The organism is Photobacterium iliopiscarium (assembly GCF_003026395.1).
Classification (GTDB): Bacteria; Pseudomonadota; Gammaproteobacteria; order Enterobacterales; family Vibrionaceae; genus Photobacterium; species Photobacterium iliopiscarium.
In genome coordinates this window covers 138,071-157,702 of the sequence record NZ_PYOO01000007.1, presented here as the reverse complement: position 1 = coordinate 157,702, position 19,632 = coordinate 138,071, and the positions used below count along the sequence as shown (strand labels likewise).

The following is a 19,632-nucleotide window of genomic DNA, read 5'->3' as shown; positions in this document are numbered from 1 at the left end:
ACCTACTTATTGATTATTATTATTGATGGTTGTTGAATGCTGAAGCTGCAACGATTGTGGTTGAACATCAAAACCATTGATTAATGAGGCTAAATTGCTGTTAGTAATGTTTAAGTCGGTAATAATCCGTGCTTGTTCAATGACTAAGGAAAGCTCATCAGTGGCTGCGGTGATCACATTATTAAACTGCGCCGTATTATTTTGATAGCCCCGTTCTACAGCTTGTGTACGTGCTTTAGCTTGAGTCAGAAGGGTGGTTGTATAACGCGATAAGCGCTGGCTTAAATTATCACGTTCAACCAATAAGGCATTTACCTTGGCGTTCATTTGATTGAGCAATAGATCACGTTGTGATTTTGCCGCTCCCACTTGATATTGCGCAGCCGCATAATGGTGATCTTGACGGTTATCTGTAAACAGCGGCAGATCCATGGTGAGATAGGCACTCACCAGATCAGAGGCTGGTTTGCCAGACATACCATTGGCTTGGCGAGAGGCATACATAACTTCAATGCCAAATTGAGGTTTATAGGCTTGTTGGCTAATGGCGACTTGGGTTTCATTTGCAGAAATAGCACTATTGGCAATAAGTACCAGTGGGTGTTGTTTCAGTAATGAATAATGTTGGGTAGTGGCGGTTAAACGCGGCATTAATTGGTTAAGATGTTGCCAAGATAACTGGTTTGATGCTTTGATTATTGTTTGCGTTGTAAGCCAATCAGCGCCCAGCCATTCAGACAACTGTGCCATGATACGATGTTGTGTTTGTAGGTTTGTTTGTAATTTGTCTTCTATTTTGACGACTTGCAGTTGAACTTGGAGTAAATCTTGTGCTTCACCGCTACCGATAGCGTAGTTAGTCTTGGTGAAGTTGGCTAATTCCGTTACAAGGCGGTGGTTACGTTGTAAGGTGCGATAAACGGATTGTTGATAGCCTAATTCTAACCATAATTGGGTCATTTTATTGGTAATATCAAGTTCACGAACCGCATGTTGAATACCAATAGCTGTTGCTTGGATATCACCTTTTTGTTGTTGTAAATCAAGGGTGTCGCCACGGTCAAATTGTTGCATTAAACCAATCGATAATGTGGTCATTGGATCAGTGTTTAGAGAAAAACTGTCCGTTGGCAAACCACCGACCCCCAGTTTTAATTTGGGATCAGGTAAGCTGTTAGTACCTAAACTGGTTTCTTGCATTGCACGCTGTTGAGCACTAATTTGCGCCATATTGGCATCGTTTTTAATCGCTTTAGTGATCAGTTGTGTCAATTGTTGCGATTGCTCAGTTTTTTCCGACGCAGTTGTTAATGGTGACGCAAGCAGTGTTACCGGTGTTATCGCGCTAGCACTGGCAATCAGCACTAACATAGAAGTTGTAACGTTCATAACGTAATCCAATCTTCCACAAGCGAATATAAAACAATATAAGTGATGATCTAATTATTATTACGTAGTTAATTAAGTAATAACGGTTTAGAACAGTCATTGAATTAAATAAGGCTTATGGTGATCTTAGATCTGCTGCAAAATAATTAAATACAGATCATAAGATACAATTAATCTATCACGGACAATAATGATGTCGTGAGTAAAAATAGATTAAACGGATTTATGCTATTGGAGGGCGATATAACGTTGGCGTGGTAGTATTTAATTGGTGTGTTTTTTCTATAGCGATGAGCGTCAGATTTGATGGCTGGAATAAGTTTTCAAATTGGCTCGGGAGAAAAGCAATATTACTTAAACATGCGATAGAGCAACAATTATCAACGCCACCCATTTTATCGCAATGTGCTGCCGATTGTTGTGCTTGATGATGTTCATGAGATGTCATTGATTCATCATCACAGCAATCCATCGTTGATGACATTACCATCATTGAATTATTCATGCTGAGCATTTTTATCGACATTAAAGGCGCACTGGAAGCAACACTTGATAGCAATAATGCTATAAGCGTAAAGCTTGTAATCCAAATTGTGCGAAGACGTTTAATATACATCTTGAGCCTTTAATTAAAGTTAAGTTATTATTATATGCGATAATTGTAGTTTGAGGTCAAGTATTAATTGTTATTTAACGGGGTAGTTAGCGCATAAAATGACAAATATAGTGCGTTAATATGTTTACTATATTGCTCAGTGCTTTTTTTGTGCTGTATTATTAACCGTATTTATCATAAATAGTTTGATAAATTAAGCTGCGGTTTATTCACCCCACTGGTTTTTCTTGCTAATCTGTAATCATTATCGATAGCATTTATTATTTTTGGCTATTGTTCACTCAGAAGGTAATCTTGTTTGAATCATTTTGTTTGGGATGTTAATCCAATACTAGTGTCATTCTTTGGTTTAAAGATACATTGGTATGGCGTGCTATTTGCGCTCGCTATTACGTTTGGCTTCCAAGTTATGAAGTCAATTTATGAACGTGAAAATAAGCCAATTGAAAGCTTAGATTCATTACTTATGTATGCCGTGGTCGGTATCATTGTTGGCGCTCGATTATTTCATGTGGTGTTCTACGATCCAGATTACTACTGGGCACATCCAGCGAAAATCTTTGCTGTGTGGGAAGGTGGACTTGCCAGTCATGGTGGTGGTTTAGGTTTAATCATTGCGGTTTACTATTATAGTAAAAAGTATGCTATTGACCGTATGTGGCTTCTTGATCGATTAGCAATAGCAACCGCATTGTTTGGTTTCTTTGTCCGTTTTGGTAATTTCTTTAACTCGGAAATCTTAGGCACCCCAAGTAATTTGCCATGGGCGGTTGTGTTTGAACGTGTTGATTTAATACCACGTCATCCAGTTATGCTTTATGAAGGCTTTTCTTACTTAGCAATATTCTTCTTATTATTTGCTTTATATAGAAAAACCGATATCGGTAAGTATAAAGGATTGCTGTTGGGTTGGTTCTTAGTCTTGGTGATGACAGTACGATTCTTACTAGAATTTATTAAAGTACACCAAGCGGATTACTCAACCGATATGGTGATTAATACCGGTCAGTTATTAAGTATTCCATTTATTTTAGTGGGCATCTATTTGGTGATTAAAGGCCAAAGAGAACGTCGTTTACAACACGCTAAAAATAGCTAATCTAATACTTTAAAAATAGACAATAGAAAGCCGATCAGATGATCGGCTTTTTTTGTTTATACGATGGCGGATCTTTGTGGTGTTTTTGCTACTGGTGCTGACAGTAAACGTCGACGCTGATTTTGAATTATTATTCCAAATAATAATATTGCAGGTAGCCAAAACCATTCTTTACGCCAGCGTTTTACTGGGACTCTAATGTCGAGAATCTGTTCATCAAATTGTAATTGTTCTTTAGCGGCAGGGCTGCCAAAAGTTACCATGTCAATCAATGTCTTGCCTTGGCTTTGATAGGTTTCAATGCCAATATTTGTCAGTTTTTGTTGGCCAGTATCCCCCTTAGGAACGGTAAATAACACGCTAAACTCTCGGTGTTTACCAATCGCATCTTCACCAGCCATTCGCATTCGAATAACATTGCCAGCAGGTAGAGTATCAAGGGTTTTTACTAAGTGTGTTGGCGCGATATTTTGAAAAGGATCCACTATTAAGTCTTGCCAAAAACCGGGACGAAATAGAGTAAATGAGATCAATAATAACGCGATATTTTCATACCAACGATTACGAGTAATAAACCAGCCTTGGGTTGCCATCGCAAAAATAAGCATCGCAATGGTTGCAATAATAAAGATAATAATGCCATGGGTTACAGTGACATCGATCAGTAATAAATCAGTATTAAAGATAAATAAAAACGGTAATGCGGCGGTTCGTAAGCTGTAATAAAACGCTGTGATACCGGTTTTTATTGGATCGCCTTTTGATACGGCAGCAGCGGCAAATGAGGCTAACCCAACTGGAGGAGTTACATCGGCCATAATGCCAAAGTAGAACACAAACAAATGTACAGCGATTAACGGTACAATTAAGCCATTTTGCTGACCTAGCGTTACAATAACGGGCGCTAATAAGCTTGAGACCACAATATAGTTAGCGGTAGTTGGCAGTCCCATACCAAGTATAAGGCTTAATAGTGCAGATAAAATTAGCATCAGCATTAAATTGCCCATTGATAGCATTTCAACTAAATCTGCTAGAATTAACCCCACACCTGTTTGAGAAACAGCACCGACTATAATTCCCGCGGTAGCAGTGGCAATACCTATTCCGATCATATTACGTGAGCCTGCAATTAAGGCTTCAATCAGATCATTTTTGCCGTCATTGAAATTGCCATAATGATAACCGTCTTTACGTAATAAACTTAGTAGCGGACGTTGAGTGATGATAATACCAACCAACATTACCGAGCCCCAAAAAGCTGATAGTCCTGGAGATAAACGCTCGACCATTAAACACCACACTAAGACCACGACAGGTAAAATAAAATGTAACCCTGCTAATAAGACGCTGCGTGTTTTTGGCAATTCATCCAAGGGCGCATCAGGATCATCAGCCGGTAATGGTGGGTGAGTGGCGGCTACTTTGAGTAAACCGAGATAAACTGCAATTAATAATCCGCCAATGGCATAAGCTGCATAATTACCTAATAACGGTTTGATCCATCCTAAGCCATAATAGATAGTTAACGAAAAACCACTGACCAACAAACACCCAAAACTAAAACTGGTTAAACGCACTAACCATGGTTTATGGTGCTTAGGTTCAATTGCGGTCATTCCTAACTTTAGGGCTTCTAAGTGAACAATATAAAGCAGAGTAATGTATGAAATAGCCGCAGGTAAAAATGCATGCTTAATAATGTCGATATAAGGAATGCCGACATATTCGACCATTAAAAAAGCCGCAGCGCCCATAACAGGAGGCATAATTTGCCCGTTTACCGAAGATGCAACTTCTATTGCGCCTGCTTTTTCCTTGCTAAACCCGACTTTGCGCATCATTGGAATAGTAAATGTGCCCGTTGTAACAACGTTAGCAATTGATGAGCCAGATATTAAGCCTGTTAACCCCGATGCGACCACGGCAGCTTTCGCTGGTCCGCCTCGAAGGTGACCTAATAAACTAAACGCTAATTGAATAAAATAATGCCCAGCACCTGCACGCTCAAGTAAAGCGCCAAATAGCACAAACAAAAAAACAAAGCTGGTGGATACCCCAAGTGCGATTCCAAATACGCCTTCAGTGGTGATCCATTGATGATTCGCAAGTGAAGCAAATTGTACACCGCGATGGGCGAGTAATCCCGGCATCCAAGGGCCCGCAAAACTATAACCAATAAAGCCCAGTGCAATAAGAGGTAAAGCTGGGCCTAAGACTCGTCGGGCAGCTTCTAGTAATAACGGTAAGCCAATACACGCAATGACTAAATCAAATTGGGTTAAACTGCCGGGGCGCTGGGCTAATTCATTATACATAACAAATAAATACAATGAGGTAGCTGCCGCAATCATCCCTAAAGCAATATCACTATAAGGCACTCGATCTGTGGCTGAAGAGTGTCTGGCAGGAAAGACTAAAAAGGCAAGAATAAGCGCAAAGGCTAAGTGAATAGCGCGAGTTTCGGTGTCATTAAAAACCCCGAGACCAATAATAAAAGGCAGTGGGGATGCGATCCACAATTGAAACAGTGACCATGAAATAGCTAAAAAGGTAATAACTTTTGCCATCATTCCAGTCGGTAAACGCGCGCCGACATCTTTCGCAATCAGATCTTCTGTTGAAAGTGGGTTATCGAGTATTAGATTATGTTGAGTCATAAGTATTCACTTACTTGTTAACACTAATGAAAACAGAAAACGTTATTAAAGCAATGGCATGCTATGTATTTTCATTAGTAAAAAAGAAGGGTAAGCGAGATAAGTGACTATCTCGCTTGGCGGTGGAATTTACATCCAGCCACGTTCTTTGTAGTAGCGAATAGCGCCATCATGTAGTGGCGCGGTTAAACCGGCTTTTATCATGTCGGTTTCTTTTAGTTCAGCAAAAGCAGGATGTAAGCGTTTGAAACGATCCATGTTAGTAAAGACTGACTTCACTAATTGATACACCATTTCGGGATCAGTATCGGCATTGGTTGATAACACCGCTTTACCACCAATAGAAACGGTATCATTTGGGTTACCACGGTACATACCACCAGGAATAATTGCTTTAGTGAAATAGCTCTTTTCTTTTAATAGTGCATCAATCTCATGGCCTGTAACCGCAATTAAACGGGTATCTGTAGTCGTAGAGGCTTCTTGAATCGCGCCGTTTGGGTGACCAACAAAGTAGCTCATCGCATCAATTTTATTATCACTCATTGCAGGCGCTTGTTCGGCTGGTTTGAGATCAGAAACCAGACTGAAAATATCACTATTCCAATTTTTAACCGTTAAAATCTGCTCAAACGTATCACGTTGTCCTGAACCGGGATTGCCTAAGTTTACGCGTTTATTTTTTAAATCATCAAAGGTTTTAATCCCTGAATCTTCACGAGCAAGAATGGTAAATACTTCACTTTGTAGAGAGAAAACCGCACGAATAGCGGGCATTTTGCCGTGATCTTGAAAAGGGGCTAAGCCGTTAAGCGCTTTAAACTGATGATCGGATTGCATAATGCCGAAGTTGTATTCATGGCTACGTAAACCATTTACGTTAGCCACACCACCACCACTGGTTGGAGCATTACATTTGATGTGGTGAGTATCCGTTGTGCGGTTTACAAATCGACAAATAGATTGTCCTGCAATGTAATAAACACCCGTCTGACCACCCGTACCTATCGAGATAAAAGTGTCAGCGGCCATAGCGAAGCTTGAGCAAAGTATTCCGCCTAATGTGCTAATAATAGCGAGTAATTTCATTTTAAAATCCTTTTAATGATTATTACAGAGTGATAATCGTTGTTTTCTTTATCACTGTGGTATTTATGTTATTTTTGTATTTATTAGTCTGTGTGTTGTGTTTTTTAATGATTTTTAGTTATAAAAACGTGACTGGTTGTTTGACTAGTAAGCGTTAAGTTTATTTTTTGTTAATTTAAAGTACGATTTAATTAATACGCTGACAATAAGTAAAAAGTTACTTTTCTTATAATTTGAGAAATAGAGCAATATTATTAATAAGAGATGGAATAAAAACAAGGATAACAAGAAGGTAATGAAGAGAGGAATTACAGCGAGTTAAACGAAAAAACCGCCAATAAATGACGGTTTTTCATTATGCTTTAGAAGCAGTCTTAATGAAAAGGATACCAAAATAACGTTGCAGATTGATAACGATGCAGAATGCCAAGCCCAAGTACAAGAGCAATAATAACTAGCGCAATGACATCATTTTTTGTCATTGGTTTTAAGCTATACCAACTACGTTTTTTATTACGACCAAAACCACGTAATGTCATCGCATTGGAGATCACATCAGCGCGATCTAAACTTGAAAAAATCAGTGGGCCGAGAATTTTGGCAACGTTACGAATACGTGTCATCACTGGCGCATTTTTTGAAATATCAACGCCACGTGCTTGTTGAGCATGCATGATATTAGTGAAATCTTTCATCACTTCAGGTAAATAACGTAACGTTAAACTAACCGCATAAGCAATACGGTAAGGGACACCTAATTTATTTAAACTGGCTGAAAATTCCGTTGGATGAGTAGTAAAAACAAACACTAGCGCAATTGGGAACATACTAAAATATTTCAGCGTGACGGTTAGTAAGTAAAATACCGTTTCAAGAGTAATATTATAGTGACCAAAAAGGTGCACGAGTACAGTGGTCGAATGCATGTAATCGGTGCCTTGTTGAGGGGCAATCAAAAACATAAATAATGCATTCATTAATAGTACGACCGCGGTACCGACTAATAACGGTTTATAGACAGCAAAAGGGATTTTAGTGGCTTTAAGTAGCAATAAACCCACGATGATTAATCCACAGATAACGCGTAGATCAAAGGTGAGTAACACCATTGTTACCCACGCCATAAATAGCACAAATTTAGTAATGCCGTTTAAGGCATGAAGCCAAGAATTGGTGTTGACATAACTGATGCCAAATTTTAAATGTTTGCTTTTCATGGTTATTTATTTTTTACTTCGTGGGCGATAAAACAGCGAATAAATTGATCAATATGCTCAATACCCATCGCCTGAGCTAATGAATATAAGCTAGTAACGGTTAAGTTTGCTTGATCCAATAATGCTGGTTGGCTAAAGATATGATTAACTTTATCATCGGTAAGTAAGCGATTATCGGCAATGACAATCGCGCGTTGGGTATATTCAAGCACTAAGTGCATGTCATGTGAAATAATCACAATGGTTAGCCCAAGCTTTTGATTTAGTTCTTGAATAAACGCCATCATTGCAGTGTAGTGATGATAATCTTGTCCCGCTGTTGGCTCATCGAGGATCAGTAATTCAGGCTCAAGCACTAACATTGTCGCAATTGTAACGCGTTTTTTCTGACCAAAACTTAATGCATCGACAGGCCAGTGGTGATAGCGACCTAGGCCACAAAGTTTAAGCGTTTTTTCTACTTTGATTTTAATCTGTGTTTCATCCATGCCACGGTTACGTAGCCCTGATGCAACTTCATCAAAAATCATATGATGTGAGATCATATGATTCGGATTTTGCATTACCACCCCAATGTGCTGGCTACGCTCAAAAATAGATTGGTTCGTTAAGTCGTTACCATTAAGGGTGATGATACCGTCATCGGCTTCTAACACGCCCATGATTAAACGGGTGATGGTAGATTTACCCGAGCCATTTTTACCCATAATGGCAACAAATTCGCCTTTATGAATATCAAAGCTAACATCGTCTAACGTCTTGCGAACACCATCATAAGAATAACTAAGGTTGTTAACGCTTAATAGCACATCTTGTACGGGATCTAATTGAGGTTGTTTAACTTGATGGAACCAATCTTCTATTTGAGGTTTGAATTTATCAAGATTAATGGTTGAAAAATATGCAGGCTTATCTTCAGCTGTGATCGTACATCCGGCTGCTTTTATGGCAGAAATATATAATGGTTCACGGATACCGTGTTGCTGTAATAACGGGCTGGCTAAAAGATCATCCGGTGTCATATCTGCAATGATTTCACCACGCTCCATCATAATAATACGATCAATTGGACGGTGTAATACGTCTTCTAAACGGTGTTCAATAATGATCACCGTTTTGTTTGAATCTTTATGTAGATTATCAATGATCTCAATTGCTGCTTTACCCGTTTTGGGGTCAAGGCTGGCTAGTGGCTCATCAAATAATAAAATATCAACGTCATCCACCATGACACCCGCCATAGAGACACGTTGTTTTTGACCGCCGCTTAGTTCAAAAGGAGAGTGATCTAAAATACTGTTTAAATCGACCATATCGGCGGTTGCTTGTACGATTTCACGCATTTGTTGTTGCGGAATCATTTGGTTTTCAAGTGCAAAAGCAATATCTTCGCCTACACTTAATCCCACAAACTGACCATCGGTGTCTTGGAGTACCGTACCGACCATACTGGTACAGTGATCAAGATCTAATGTGCGGGTATTCTTACCATTAATATATAACTCGCCGCTACAATCACCTTTAATAGCATGTGGTATTAGTCCGTTTAGGCATTGTCCTAATGTTGATTTTCCACAACCACTTGGACCAATAAGCGCAATTTTTTCGCCTTTGTTAATTGTCAGGTTAATATTTTTAAGCGTTGGCTTTTCAAGCGCCCAATATTTGAACGAAAAGTTATTAAAGACGATACTCATTATTAATAAGCCTCTTTTAAGTTGAAGCTTTGCTGCTTACGCTTAGCGACCGATGTCAGGATTAAATGGCCAACAAGGGCAATAATGACGGTATTACTTAATGCAATAATCACTAATTGCACTAATACTTTGGTAAATGGTTCTGCATAGAGGACCGCATCAAGAAAGGCGGAGCAGCCATAGCCCACGACATTGGCGACAAATGCAAGTGCCACAAATAGGCTAAAATCAAGTTTAGAAAAAAGTCCCATATCTAAACGGCCACGAGTAAGAATAGGGTAGAGTCCAATAATCAAACCAACAATGCCTGAGCCAAGTTCCCATGTAAACCATACTCCCCAACCGGCAAATAGGTCTGTTACCCAGTGACCAATAATGCCAACAAGAAAACCGACAAGAGGACCAAAAAGAACCGCAAATAAGGCTAATACTGCCATGGCTGGTTTTAAAGTGGTGTTAGCAAAGACAGGAATACCGAACATAGGCAAACCACCGATGCCATATAAGGCTGCACCAATTGCAATAACAACAACTGTTTTAGCAGAAAGACTCATAACTTAACCTTGTTAACTCAGTCATCGATAAGGGACGTTATCGATGCAATGCAATAATTGGATAATAGATACTAATGGTTATAATTGTCGTGTTACAGATTAGATAGACTATGCCAATCAGCAGAGTACCGTGATAGTAGTCACTATCATTTATGGCAACTCAGCATTAATAATCCATTATTAAGCAAGAGCGGTTTAAGTCTTTTTAATGTGAAAACGTAGTATATATAGAATGTGAAACCAAAAGCGGCGCTATGATAACGTAATCTCTTACGGAAAGGAACGCTTTACATCTAGACGGCTAAGGATTAAACAGTCGTAACGTATTATTATCAAAATAAGGTTAATAAAATGTTATATCCTACTGATTTGGCTGTTTTTTATCGTTGTATAGCACACATATAGAGATAGGTATTTTTTGGGGCTTTATTTTTATTATAAAATAGACAATAATCGAACAACGGTCATTATTTTACAGCGCGTAAAAAATAGATAACCGTAAACTGTCAAGTCTTAACTTCATGTGAAACTTTGCGCTGATACACAGAATCAGTATGAGGTTCATGATTAAGTTAAGGTAGAATTATAAGTATTAGTGAGTTAGCTGTCCCGCCATTGTGGCAGGGTGCAGAGCCAAATCATATTGGAGATACAGCTTGATTAATGTATTCCTTGTAGATGATCACGAACTGGTTCGCACAGGGATCCGACGTCTTCTTGAAGATGTCCGTGGTATTAAAGTGGTAGGGGTTGCCGTCAGTGGTGAGGAAGCCGTAAAGTGGTGTCGCAGCAATCATGCTGACATTATTCTTATGGATATGAATATGCCAGGTATCGGTGGTCTTGAAGCTACCCGTAAAATTTTGCGCTTCAACCCCGATGTTAAAATTATTGTATTAACCGTACATACTGAAAATCCATTTCCAACCAAAGTTATGCAGGCTGGTGCTTCTGGTTATTTAACCAAAGGTGCTGGGCCGGATGAAATGGTGAATGCTATTCGTATGGTTCATAGTGGACAACGATATATTTCATCTGAAATTGCTCAACAAATGGCTTTAAGTCAGTTTGCGCCAGATTCAGAAAACCCATTTAAAGAGCTGTCTGAGCGTGAATTACAGATCATGATGATGATCACCAAAGGACAAAAAGTAACGGATATATCAGAACAATTAAGTTTAAGCCCTAAAACCGTAAATAGTTACCGTTATCGTTTATTTAATAAGTTAAATATTAGTGGTGATGTTGAGTTAACACATCTAGCGATTCGTCACGGCATGCTTGATACTGAGACGCTATAGTGTCTAAGCATGGTGATGATTCCGTTTTTGATGCGCAAAGCTTTCTCAAAACGGTCACTCACCAACCTGGCGTCTACCGTATGTATGACGCCAGTGGTGAGGTAATATACGTTGGTAAGGCGAAAGATCTCAAAAAGCGTTTATCCAGTTATTTTCGAACCAATGTTGCGGGTGAAAAGACGCGCGCGTTAGTTAAAAATATTTGCAAAGTTGATGTGACAGTTACACACACTGAAACTGAAGCATTGATCCTCGAACACAATTATATTAAACAGTATTTACCTAAATATAATGTCTTGTTGCGTGACGATAAGTCTTATCCTTATATTTTGTTAAGTGCCAGTAAACATCCTCGATTATCTATTCATCGTGGCGTTAAACGCCGTAAAGGTGAATATTTTGGTCCCTATCCTGATGTTTCTGCTGTCCGTGACAGTTTACATTTAATGCAAAAAATATTTCCTATTCGTCAATGCGAAGATTCTGTTTACGCTAATCGCAGTCGTCCTTGTTTAATGTATCAAATTGGACGTTGTTCAGGCCCTTGTGTCACTGGACTGGTTTCTGATGATGATTATCAACAGCAAGTGCAATGGGTGCGTTTATTTCTTCAAGGTAAAGATCGACAAGTGATCAATACCATGGTGGAAAAAATGGAGCAGGCAAGTATGACACTTGATTTTGAACGTGCCGCTGTTTACCGCGATCAGATTCAAGCGTTACGTCGTATTCAAGAACAGCAATTTGTTAGTCAAGATAACCACGATGATTTAGACGTTATTGGTATTGCACATCAAAACGGTATGGCGTGTATTCATGGGTTGTATATTCGTCAGGGTAAGATTTTAGGTAGTCGCAGTTATTTTCCTAAAATGCCGGTTGATGCATCGTTAACCGAGGTGCTATCAAGTTTTGTCACTCAGTTTTATTTTAATCAGGCTGAAGGACGCGTCATACCGAGTCTTATTTTATTAAGTGAAGAATTGGGTGAGGACAATGACGCTATTTTAACCGTTCTGTCTGAACTTGCTGGTCGTAAAATCACGATTAAATATCATCCACGTGGAACACGAGCAAAATACCTACAATTAGCACAAACAAATGCAGAAACCGCGTTAACCAGTAAATTAAATCATCGAATGACGATTCAAGAGCGTTTTTTTGCACTGCAACAAGCGTTAAACTTAAAACCTATCTCTCGAATGGAATGTTTTGATATTAGTCATACCATGGGTGAAAAAACCGTGGCATCTTGTGTCGTTTTTAATCAAGAAGGGCCGTTTAAGCAAGAATATCGTCGTTATAATATTACGGGTATAACGGGGGGGGATGACTATGCTGCGATGGCACAAGTATTAGAACGTAGATATAGTAAGAATATGGAATTAGATAAAATTCCAGACATAATTTTCATTGATGGGGGTAGAGGTCAGCTGTCAAGAGCGTATGATGTTGTAAAACCTTATATAGCTGATTGGCCGAAACGTCCCATGTTAGTGGGTGTAGCAAAGGGAACGACGCGAAAACCTGGGTTAGAGACGCTAATTTTCGTCACAGGTGAAGAAATGTCTATGCCAAGTGATTCTCCCGCGTTACATTTAATCCAGCATATTCGTGATGAAAGTCATAATCATGCGATCAGTGGTCACCGTGCCCAGCGAGCAAAAGTAAGAAAACAGAGTACTCTTGAAGATGTCGAAGGAGTTGGACCTAAACGACGTCAGGCTTTATTAAAATACATGGGTGGAATGCAAGAACTGAAAAAAGCGAATAAAGAAGAAATAGCTAAAGTACCTGGTATCAGTTTAGCTTTAGCGGAAAAAATAGTCGATGCATTGCAACATGGTTAGTCTGTCGCTTTGAAGGTCATCATTGCTACAGTACTTTATTGGTTAAATTTACATAAAAGGCACACTCTTTTACTTTTTTTAGAGTAGTCTAGATTGTATGTTAGACCCAGATCTTGAACATAAGAATAAAATTATGCGTTTATCAATCCCAAATATTTTAAGTTTCATCCGGCTCATTCTTATTCCATTTTTTGTTATTACCTTTTATTTACCTTATGAATGGTCGGCGTTTGCTACTGCGTTAATCTTTTGGGTGGCAGGTGTTACCGATTGGTTTGATGGTTATCTTGCGCGTAAGCTTAATCAAACAACCCGTTTCGGTGCCTTTATTGATCCCGTTGCCGATAAACTAATGGTTGTAACCGCAATGGTGTTGGTGGTTGAACATTACCATACCCTTTGGGTGACAGTGCCTGCGATTACGATGATTGGTCGTGAAATTATTATTTCAGCGTTACGTGAGTGGATGGCAGAACTTGGTAAACGAGCAAGTGTAGCCGTTTCATGGGTTGGTAAAGTAAAAACCGCATCACAAATGTTCGCATTGTTATTATTACTGTGGCATCCGCACCAATACGTTGTATGGTTAGGTTATGCATCGCTTTATATTGCAATGGTGCTAACTTATTGGTCAATGGTACAGTATCTTAAAGCGGCAAAAGGTGATTTGTTAAACGCAGACAATCACTAAATATGTCCTAAGTATTGGCCAGCAAATAAAAAAGCGAGCTTATTAGCTCGCTTTTTTGTTACTGTTTTTTTGTTACTGCTTATTTGGTCAATGTATATTGATTAACCATAGCATTGTATATCTTGTTCTCGTTTAGTAATTAAATCTGGTTGTTGATTAAACCAATTTAGCTGTTGTGATAATTGGGTGACGCTACCGATAATAATTAACGCAGGACTCTCTGCTTGTTGGGCGAGTGTCTCTATTTGGGCAAGATCACCTGTTAACACGCGTTGGTGGATCGTTGTGCCTCGCTCGATGATTGCGATTGGTGTTGTCAGCGGCATTCCATAAGCACTCAATTTATGGCGAATAACACTACTCTGATTGAGTCCCATATAAAACACGAGTGTATGTTTTGCGCGAGCAAGTGATAACCAGTCAATTTGATCTTGGCCTTGTTTTAAATGTCCGGTAATAAATTGGACACTTTGTGCATAATCACGATGGGTCAATGGAATACCTGCATATGCAGCACATCCAGATGCAGCAGTGATGCCGGGAACAACTTCAAAAGGAATATTAAAAGGCAGTAATGCTTCTAATTCTTCACCGCCACGACCAAAAATAAACGGATCACCACCTTTTAAGCGTACGACTTGTTTACCCGCTAAGGCATGTTTAACTAATAGATGATTAATTTGTTGCTGAGGTACACAATGATTGCCCGCTTCTTTTCCCACAAAAACGGCTTGGCAGCGTGGAGGGAAAAGTGCAACGATCTCTGTTGAGACTAAGCGATCATAAATAATGACATCAGCTTGTTGAATTAAACGCAGTGCTTTGACTGTCAGTAAGTCAGGATCACCAGGACCTGCACCAACAAGGATCACTTTACCGATCTTTGATGGGGTAGATAACGCATATAAAGTGTCTGATGGGTGCATAAGTTTACTCCAAGGCTGTGTCATTATGGTCGGTATAATTATATTGATTGCTATGCTTGAGTATCAGCGGTTGCTTTAATTATTGGACGTTGTGTTTTTGGTGTAGTAAACCAATAGCCAAGGCCCATAAATACCACCCCAGAAATAGTATTACCAATAGTTACCCATAGTAAGTTATGACCAATTCCTGCAAGCGTAAATGCTTCTTTATGAACGCCAAACCAAGATAGAGCAAAGATTGTCATATTGGCAATTGAGTGCTCGTAACCTGAAGCAATAAAGGCTAATAAACACCACCAAATAGCAATAAATTTCGCAGAGCCTTCAACCCGCTGACACATCCAAATAGCTAAACAAACAAGCCAATTACAAAGAATACCTTTAAATACTAACACTGAAGCGGGTGCGGCCGTTTTTGCCATCGCGACATTGTTTAATAAGCTATTGCCGTCATTTAACAGATGACCACCGCCAGCATAGAAGAAAAGTAATGCTACGCCTACAGATCCTAAGAGGTTACCCATCCATGTTTGAGGCAGTACCTTTAGCATGTCTGTGACGGTGATTTGACCTGTTTTTACACCAAAAGTTAAAAACATAGTGTGTCCAGTGTAAAGTTCAGATCCTGCAATAATCACCAAGACTAAAGCGATACCAAATGTAGCACCCATAACGAGGGGTCTAATACTGGGATCAACCATATTACCGAGAGTAAAAATTAAAATAATGGCCAAACCAACGTAAGCGCCAGCCATGGCAGAGCTTATCCAAAAGCCTAGTTTCTCGTTTTGTGCAAATTTAACAATACGGGCCGCATTGGCGGAGCATTTTTTGATTGTATCAGCGTACATATATTTTCCCTGTAGAAATTAAAACTGTTTGTCATAAGCTAATAAGGAAGTGTTTACATTAACTTATGGCAAAAAGAGTTTGGCAATATATGCCAAACTCATTACTGCTTTAATTACAAGCGAACCTGTACTTGACCTTGGTGAACTTGAATCTGATAACACGTGATTTTAATATCAGGTTGTTCTAAACAATGACCATCAACTAATGAAAAGCGTTGTTTCTTTAATGGACTTGCGATCCATAGTTGATCCTGATGTTGGCAAATAATCCCACGAGAGAGGACATTTGATTGCGCAAAAGGGTCTTTATTATTGAGGGCAAATAGTTGCTCACTATTATCGGGACGGAAAATCGCCACTTGTTGATCGCCAACTAATGCGCAAACACCGGTGCCGGGAATTAAATCATCAAGATTGCAGACAGAAATCCACTGACTCATGCTTTTTCCTCCAATGAAATAATAAAGGTTGTATCTTGTTCATGACTCATTGCTTTTTCATCAACAGTTGCTGGACGATGCTGTTCGCGTGTAGGAACAAAAACAACGTTGTCATCATGCTTAGAACTATTAATGAAGTGTGCAAAGCGCTTTAATTGTTGCTCATTGCTGAGTGTGGCTTGCCATTCACAATGATAAGTTGCAATCAATCGTTCTGCGTCAGCTTCAAGCTGTTGGTTTAGGCCTAATTTATCATTGATGATGACGTCTTTAAGGTAATCAACGCCACCGTCTAAGCTTGTTAACCATGTTGAGGTACGTTGTAGCTTGTCGGCAGTACGGATATAGAACATCAAGTAGCGATCGATATATTTAATTAAGGTTGCAGTATCAAGATCTGCCGCAAATAAGTCGGCATGACGTGGTTTCATACCGCCATTACCGCCAACATACATATTCCAACCCGCATCTGTAGCAATAATACCTAAATCTTTACCTTGAGCTTCAGCACATTCACGAGTACAACCAGACACGCCGAACTTCATCTTATGAGGAGTACGAATACCTTTATAACGGTTCTCAAGCTGGACGCCTAAACCGACACTGTCTTGCACGCCAAAACGACACCAAGTGCTACCAACACATGTTTTTGCCATGCGGAGTGCTTTGGCATAGGCTTGACCTGTTTCAAATCCGGCATCAATCAGACGTTGCCAAATTTGTGGTAAATCGTCTTTATGAGCACCAAATAAACCAATACGCTGTGCGCCAGTTACCTTGGTGTAAAGTTTATAGTCACTTGCAACTTGGGCTAATGCTAATAATCCCGCTGGTGTCACTTCACCGCCAGCCATACGTGGAATGACAGAATAGGTGCCATCTTTTTGCATGTTGCCAAGGAAAATATCATTGGTGTCTTGGAGTGGTGTATTTTGAGGTGTGAGTGCGTATTCATTCCAGCATGAGGCTAGGATTGAGCCAACAGCAGGTTTGCATATTTCACAGCCGTAACCTTTACCATATTTAGCCAGTAACGCCTCAAATGACGTAATTTCTTCTATACGAATAAGGTGTAAGAGTTCTTGGCGAGAATATTCAAAGTGCTCACAAAGGTGATTTTTAACTTCAACGCCGGCTTTCGCAAGTTCAGCATTAAGAACTTGGGTTATTAATGGTAAGCAACCGCCACAGCCTGTACCTGCTTTTGTTACTGCTTTAATCTCACCTAGCGTTGTATAACCATCAGCGACAGCTGCCGCAATTTTACCTTTAGTAACATCAAAACATGAACAAATGACAGCACTATCAGGTAATGAATCAGCGCCCATTGCAGGTTTTTCTGCACCCGCATGAGCTGGAAGAATTAGAGAGTCAGGATTTTCAGGTAATTCAATATTGTTCAATTTAAGCTGTAATAAATTACCATAATCAGCGGTATCACCGACCAACACGGCACCTAAAAGCTGCTTTCCGTCTTCTGAAACAATAATACGTTTATAAACATCTTGCTGTTCGTTAAGGTAAACATAGCTTTTACTGTTGGGAGTACGACCATTCGCATCACCAATACTGCCAACTTTTACGCCTAATAATTTTAATTTGGCGCTCATGTCAGCACCTTCAAAAGCATGCGACTCACCCAGTAAGTGACCGACAGCAATTTGCGCCATTTTATAACCAGGAGCAACGAGGCCAAAGAACATGTTATTCCATGACGCACACTCACCAATGGCATAAATATCATCATCAGATGTTTGACAGAAATTATTAATCGCAATACCGCCACGATTACCTAGCGCTAAATTGCAATGGTGAGCAAGTTTATCTTGAGGGCGAATACCTGTAGAGAATACGATGAAGTCGACTTCGAGAGATGTGCCATCAGCAAATGCTAATGTATTGCGAGCATGTTCACCTTTAGCAATAATTTCTTGAGTATTTTTACCTGTATGAACTACAACACCGAGTTGTTCGATTTTTTTTCGTAGTTGCGCACCACCATGGGGATCCAATTGTTCAGCCATCAGTACAGGGGCAAACTCAATAACATGAGTATCCACACCTAATGCTTTTAGTGCACCAGCGGCTTCTAATCCAAGTAATCCGCCACCAACGACAACACCACTTTTACTGTATTTAGCCGTTGCTTCAATCGCTTTTAGATCTTCAATAGTACGATAAACAAAACAATCTTTTGAATCATTACCTTTAATTGATGGCACCCAAGGATATGATCCTGTTGCCATAATTAACTTATCGTAATGAACTTCACGGCCGCTACTAGAATAAATGAGTTTTTGATCTCGGTTAATAGTAATCGCACGTTCACCTAAGAAGACGTTAATACCGTGTTTTTGATAAAAACCTTGTTTAACGAGAGATAATTCTTCTGCGGTGTGATGAGAGAAATAAGATGAGAGGTGAACTCTATCATAAGCAACACGTGGTTCTTCACAAAAGACTGTAACATCATAGTTATTCATGTCAGCTTTATCGACTAGTTCTTCGATATAGCGATGGCCAACCATACCGTTACCAATAATCGCTATTTTGACTTTGCTCATAAATCCTCTTAACAACATCGTGAATTACGACAAGCTTATTGAGAGTTAAACCGAATGGATATGATGCAAATCAAATGGAACTTTAAATAACCCTAAAGGGGTATGCTTAAAAATCAAATCATTAGAGGCAAAAAATAACTCTTATATATGGGTATGTAACAATAGAGTAGAGGATAATAAAAGAATGAGTGAAAGGGGACGTATAAATTTAATCGTAATAAAACGAAATGTTGATATAGAGGATATGTAAAGGCAGTTAAGAATGTTACTGATTAATGAGAAGATCAAATTCAAAGTAAACCTTATGATTTCAAGGTGGCTGGATTTTGATCAGAAATGGGCTGATTTTTAGGTTGATGTAACGGAAAATGACCACTTAAATAAAAAGTCATAATTTTTCGTTGACTCAGTCCGTAAAATCAGTAAATTACACCACATACCGCAGCGGGGAGACTTGCTAAGGTGAGTGAAGAATGACTTCTTTACGAGATGGCGCGTTGGCAGAGTGGCTATGCATCGGATTGCAAATCCGCGTACCTCGGTTCGACTCCGGGACGCGCCTCCATTCTCTTTGAGAATATGCGACACTAGCTCAGCTGGTAGAGCGCAACCTTGCCAAGGTTGAGGTCATCGGTTCGAACCCGATGTGTCGCTCCAAATTAAAAAATACGGCTTAGGCGGTATTTAC

The 19,632-nt window shown here is 39.5% G+C and carries 15 protein-coding genes and 2 tRNA genes; 6 read left to right on the top strand and 11 right to left on the bottom strand.

Annotation, left to right across the window (positions count from 1 at the left end):
* Positions 1-6: 6 nt before the first annotated feature.
* A complete protein-coding gene (locus C9J51_RS12345; RefSeq protein ID WP_045040815.1) occupies positions 7-1,389 on the bottom strand; it encodes a TolC family protein in 1,383 nt (460 codons plus the stop codon).
* A gap of 223 nt (positions 1,390-1,612) precedes the next feature.
* Positions 1,613-2,005, bottom strand: coding sequence for a hypothetical protein (locus C9J51_RS12340; protein ID WP_045038434.1), 393 nt, complete (start codon positions 2,003-2,005; stop codon positions 1,613-1,615).
* A gap of 298 nt (positions 2,006-2,303) precedes the next feature.
* Between C9J51_RS12340 and lgt the strand changes: the two genes are divergently transcribed.
* Positions 2,304-3,104: a prolipoprotein diacylglyceryl transferase gene (lgt, locus tag C9J51_RS12335; protein WP_045038435.1), complete on the top strand. Its 801-nt coding sequence runs from the start codon at positions 2,304-2,306 to the stop codon at positions 3,102-3,104.
* Positions 3,105-3,160: 56 nt separating this feature from the next.
* On the opposite strand, the gene C9J51_RS12330 is transcribed toward lgt, so the two are convergent.
* The 5 genes from C9J51_RS12330 to C9J51_RS12310 all read right to left on the bottom strand — a co-directional run bounded on the left by C9J51_RS12330 (position 3,161) and on the right by C9J51_RS12310 (position 10,321).
* A complete protein-coding gene (locus C9J51_RS12330; protein WP_045040816.1) occupies positions 3,161-5,764 on the bottom strand; it encodes a TRAP transporter permease in 2,604 nt (867 codons plus the stop codon).
* 129 nt (positions 5,765-5,893) lie between these two features.
* Positions 5,894-6,853, bottom strand: a complete 960-nt coding sequence (locus tag C9J51_RS12325) for a TAXI family TRAP transporter solute-binding subunit (protein WP_045040817.1) — start codon at positions 6,851-6,853, stop codon at positions 5,894-5,896.
* Between the two features lie 374 nt (positions 6,854-7,227).
* Complete coding sequence (locus tag C9J51_RS12320; RefSeq protein WP_045040818.1) at positions 7,228-8,070, bottom strand: energy-coupling factor transporter transmembrane component T family protein; 843 nt, start codon at positions 8,068-8,070, stop codon at positions 7,228-7,230.
* A gap of 2 nt (positions 8,071-8,072) precedes the next feature.
* Positions 8,073-9,767: an ABC transporter ATP-binding protein gene (locus C9J51_RS12315; protein ID WP_107275158.1), complete on the bottom strand. Its 1,695-nt coding sequence runs from the start codon at positions 9,765-9,767 to the stop codon at positions 8,073-8,075.
* Between the two features lie 2 nt (positions 9,768-9,769).
* Positions 9,770-10,321 carry an ECF-type riboflavin transporter substrate-binding protein gene (locus C9J51_RS12310; RefSeq protein WP_107250502.1) on the bottom strand — a complete coding sequence of 184 codons (552 nt, stop codon included), beginning with the start codon at positions 10,319-10,321 and terminating at the stop codon, positions 9,770-9,772.
* Between the two features lie 656 nt (positions 10,322-10,977).
* Here C9J51_RS12310 and uvrY point away from each other — a divergent pair.
* The 3 genes from uvrY to pgsA all read left to right on the top strand — a co-directional run bounded on the left by uvrY (position 10,978) and on the right by pgsA (position 14,163).
* Complete coding sequence (gene uvrY, locus C9J51_RS12305) at positions 10,978-11,622, top strand: UvrY/SirA/GacA family response regulator transcription factor (protein WP_045038441.1); 645 nt, start codon at positions 10,978-10,980, stop codon at positions 11,620-11,622.
* Positions 11,622-13,472, top strand: coding sequence for an excinuclease ABC subunit UvrC (uvrC, locus tag C9J51_RS12300; RefSeq protein WP_107238037.1), 1,851 nt, complete (start codon positions 11,622-11,624; stop codon positions 13,470-13,472). The genes uvrY and uvrC overlap by 1 nt, the downstream gene beginning before the upstream one ends.
* A 133-nt stretch (positions 13,473-13,605) precedes the next feature.
* Positions 13,606-14,163: a CDP-diacylglycerol--glycerol-3-phosphate 3-phosphatidyltransferase gene (pgsA, locus tag C9J51_RS12295; RefSeq protein WP_045038447.1), complete on the top strand. Its 558-nt coding sequence runs from the start codon at positions 13,606-13,608 to the stop codon at positions 14,161-14,163.
* A 101-nt stretch (positions 14,164-14,264) separates the two neighbouring features.
* Here the strand turns inward: pgsA and cobA are convergent, their stop codons facing one another.
* The 4 genes from cobA to nirB all read right to left on the bottom strand — a co-directional run bounded on the left by cobA (position 14,265) and on the right by nirB (position 18,944).
* Complete coding sequence (gene cobA / locus C9J51_RS12290) at positions 14,265-15,089, bottom strand: uroporphyrinogen-III C-methyltransferase (protein ID WP_045040819.1); 825 nt, start codon at positions 15,087-15,089, stop codon at positions 14,265-14,267.
* Positions 15,090-15,139: 50 nt separating this feature from the next.
* Positions 15,140-15,940 carry a nitrite transporter NirC gene (nirC, locus tag C9J51_RS12285; protein ID WP_045040820.1) on the bottom strand — a complete coding sequence of 267 codons (801 nt, stop codon included), beginning with the start codon at positions 15,938-15,940 and terminating at the stop codon, positions 15,140-15,142.
* Positions 15,941-16,053: 113 nt separating this feature from the next.
* Positions 16,054-16,380 (bottom strand): nitrite reductase small subunit NirD, encoded by a 327-nt coding sequence (gene nirD / locus C9J51_RS12280; RefSeq protein WP_045038444.1) that lies wholly within the window; start codon positions 16,378-16,380, stop codon positions 16,054-16,056.
* Positions 16,377-18,944, bottom strand: coding sequence for a nitrite reductase large subunit NirB (gene nirB, locus C9J51_RS12275; protein WP_107238039.1), 2,568 nt, complete (start codon positions 18,942-18,944; stop codon positions 16,377-16,379). The genes nirD and nirB overlap by 4 nt, the downstream gene beginning before the upstream one ends.
* Before the next feature lie 491 nt (positions 18,945-19,435).
* Here nirB and C9J51_RS12270 point away from each other — a divergent pair.
* Both C9J51_RS12270 and C9J51_RS12265 read left to right on the top strand, forming a co-directional pair.
* Positions 19,436-19,509, top strand: a tRNA-Cys gene (locus C9J51_RS12270).
* Positions 19,510-19,525: 16 nt separating this feature from the next.
* Positions 19,526-19,601 (top strand) — tRNA-Gly (locus C9J51_RS12265).
* The last annotated feature ends 31 nt before the right edge of the window (positions 19,602-19,632 follow it).

Excerpts from the sequence above, each read along its gene's own strand:
- cobA (WP_045040819.1), bottom strand. The coding sequence starts at position 15,089 with ATGCACCCATCAGACACTTTATATGCGTTATCTACCCCATCAAAGATC.
- nirB (WP_107238039.1), bottom strand. The coding sequence starts at position 18,944 with ATGAGCAAAGTCAAAATAGCGATTATTGGTAACGGTATGGTTGGCCAT.
- C9J51_RS12345 (WP_045040815.1), bottom strand. The coding sequence starts at position 1,389 with ATGAACGTTACAACTTCTATGTTAGTGCTGATTGCCAGTGCTAGCGCG.
- C9J51_RS12325 (WP_045040817.1), bottom strand. The coding sequence starts at position 6,853 with ATGAAATTACTCGCTATTATTAGCACATTAGGCGGAATACTTTGCTCA.
- C9J51_RS12315 (WP_107275158.1), bottom strand. The coding sequence starts at position 9,767 with ATGAGTATCGTCTTTAATAACTTTTCGTTCAAATATTGGGCGCTTGAA.
- nirC (WP_045040820.1), bottom strand. The coding sequence starts at position 15,940 with ATGTACGCTGATACAATCAAAAAATGCTCCGCCAATGCGGCCCGTATT.
- C9J51_RS12320 (WP_045040818.1), bottom strand. The coding sequence starts at position 8,070 with ATGAAAAGCAAACATTTAAAATTTGGCATCAGTTATGTCAACACCAAT.
- C9J51_RS12340 (WP_045038434.1), bottom strand. The coding sequence starts at position 2,005 with ATGTATATTAAACGTCTTCGCACAATTTGGATTACAAGCTTTACGCTT.
- nirD (WP_045038444.1), bottom strand. The coding sequence starts at position 16,380 with ATGAGTCAGTGGATTTCTGTCTGCAATCTTGATGATTTAATTCCCGGC.
- C9J51_RS12330 (WP_045040816.1), bottom strand. The coding sequence starts at position 5,764 with ATGACTCAACATAATCTAATACTCGATAACCCACTTTCAACAGAAGAT.
- C9J51_RS12310 (WP_107250502.1), bottom strand. The coding sequence starts at position 10,321 with ATGAGTCTTTCTGCTAAAACAGTTGTTGTTATTGCAATTGGTGCAGCC.
- pgsA (WP_045038447.1), top strand. The coding sequence starts at position 13,606 with ATGCGTTTATCAATCCCAAATATTTTAAGTTTCATCCGGCTCATTCTT.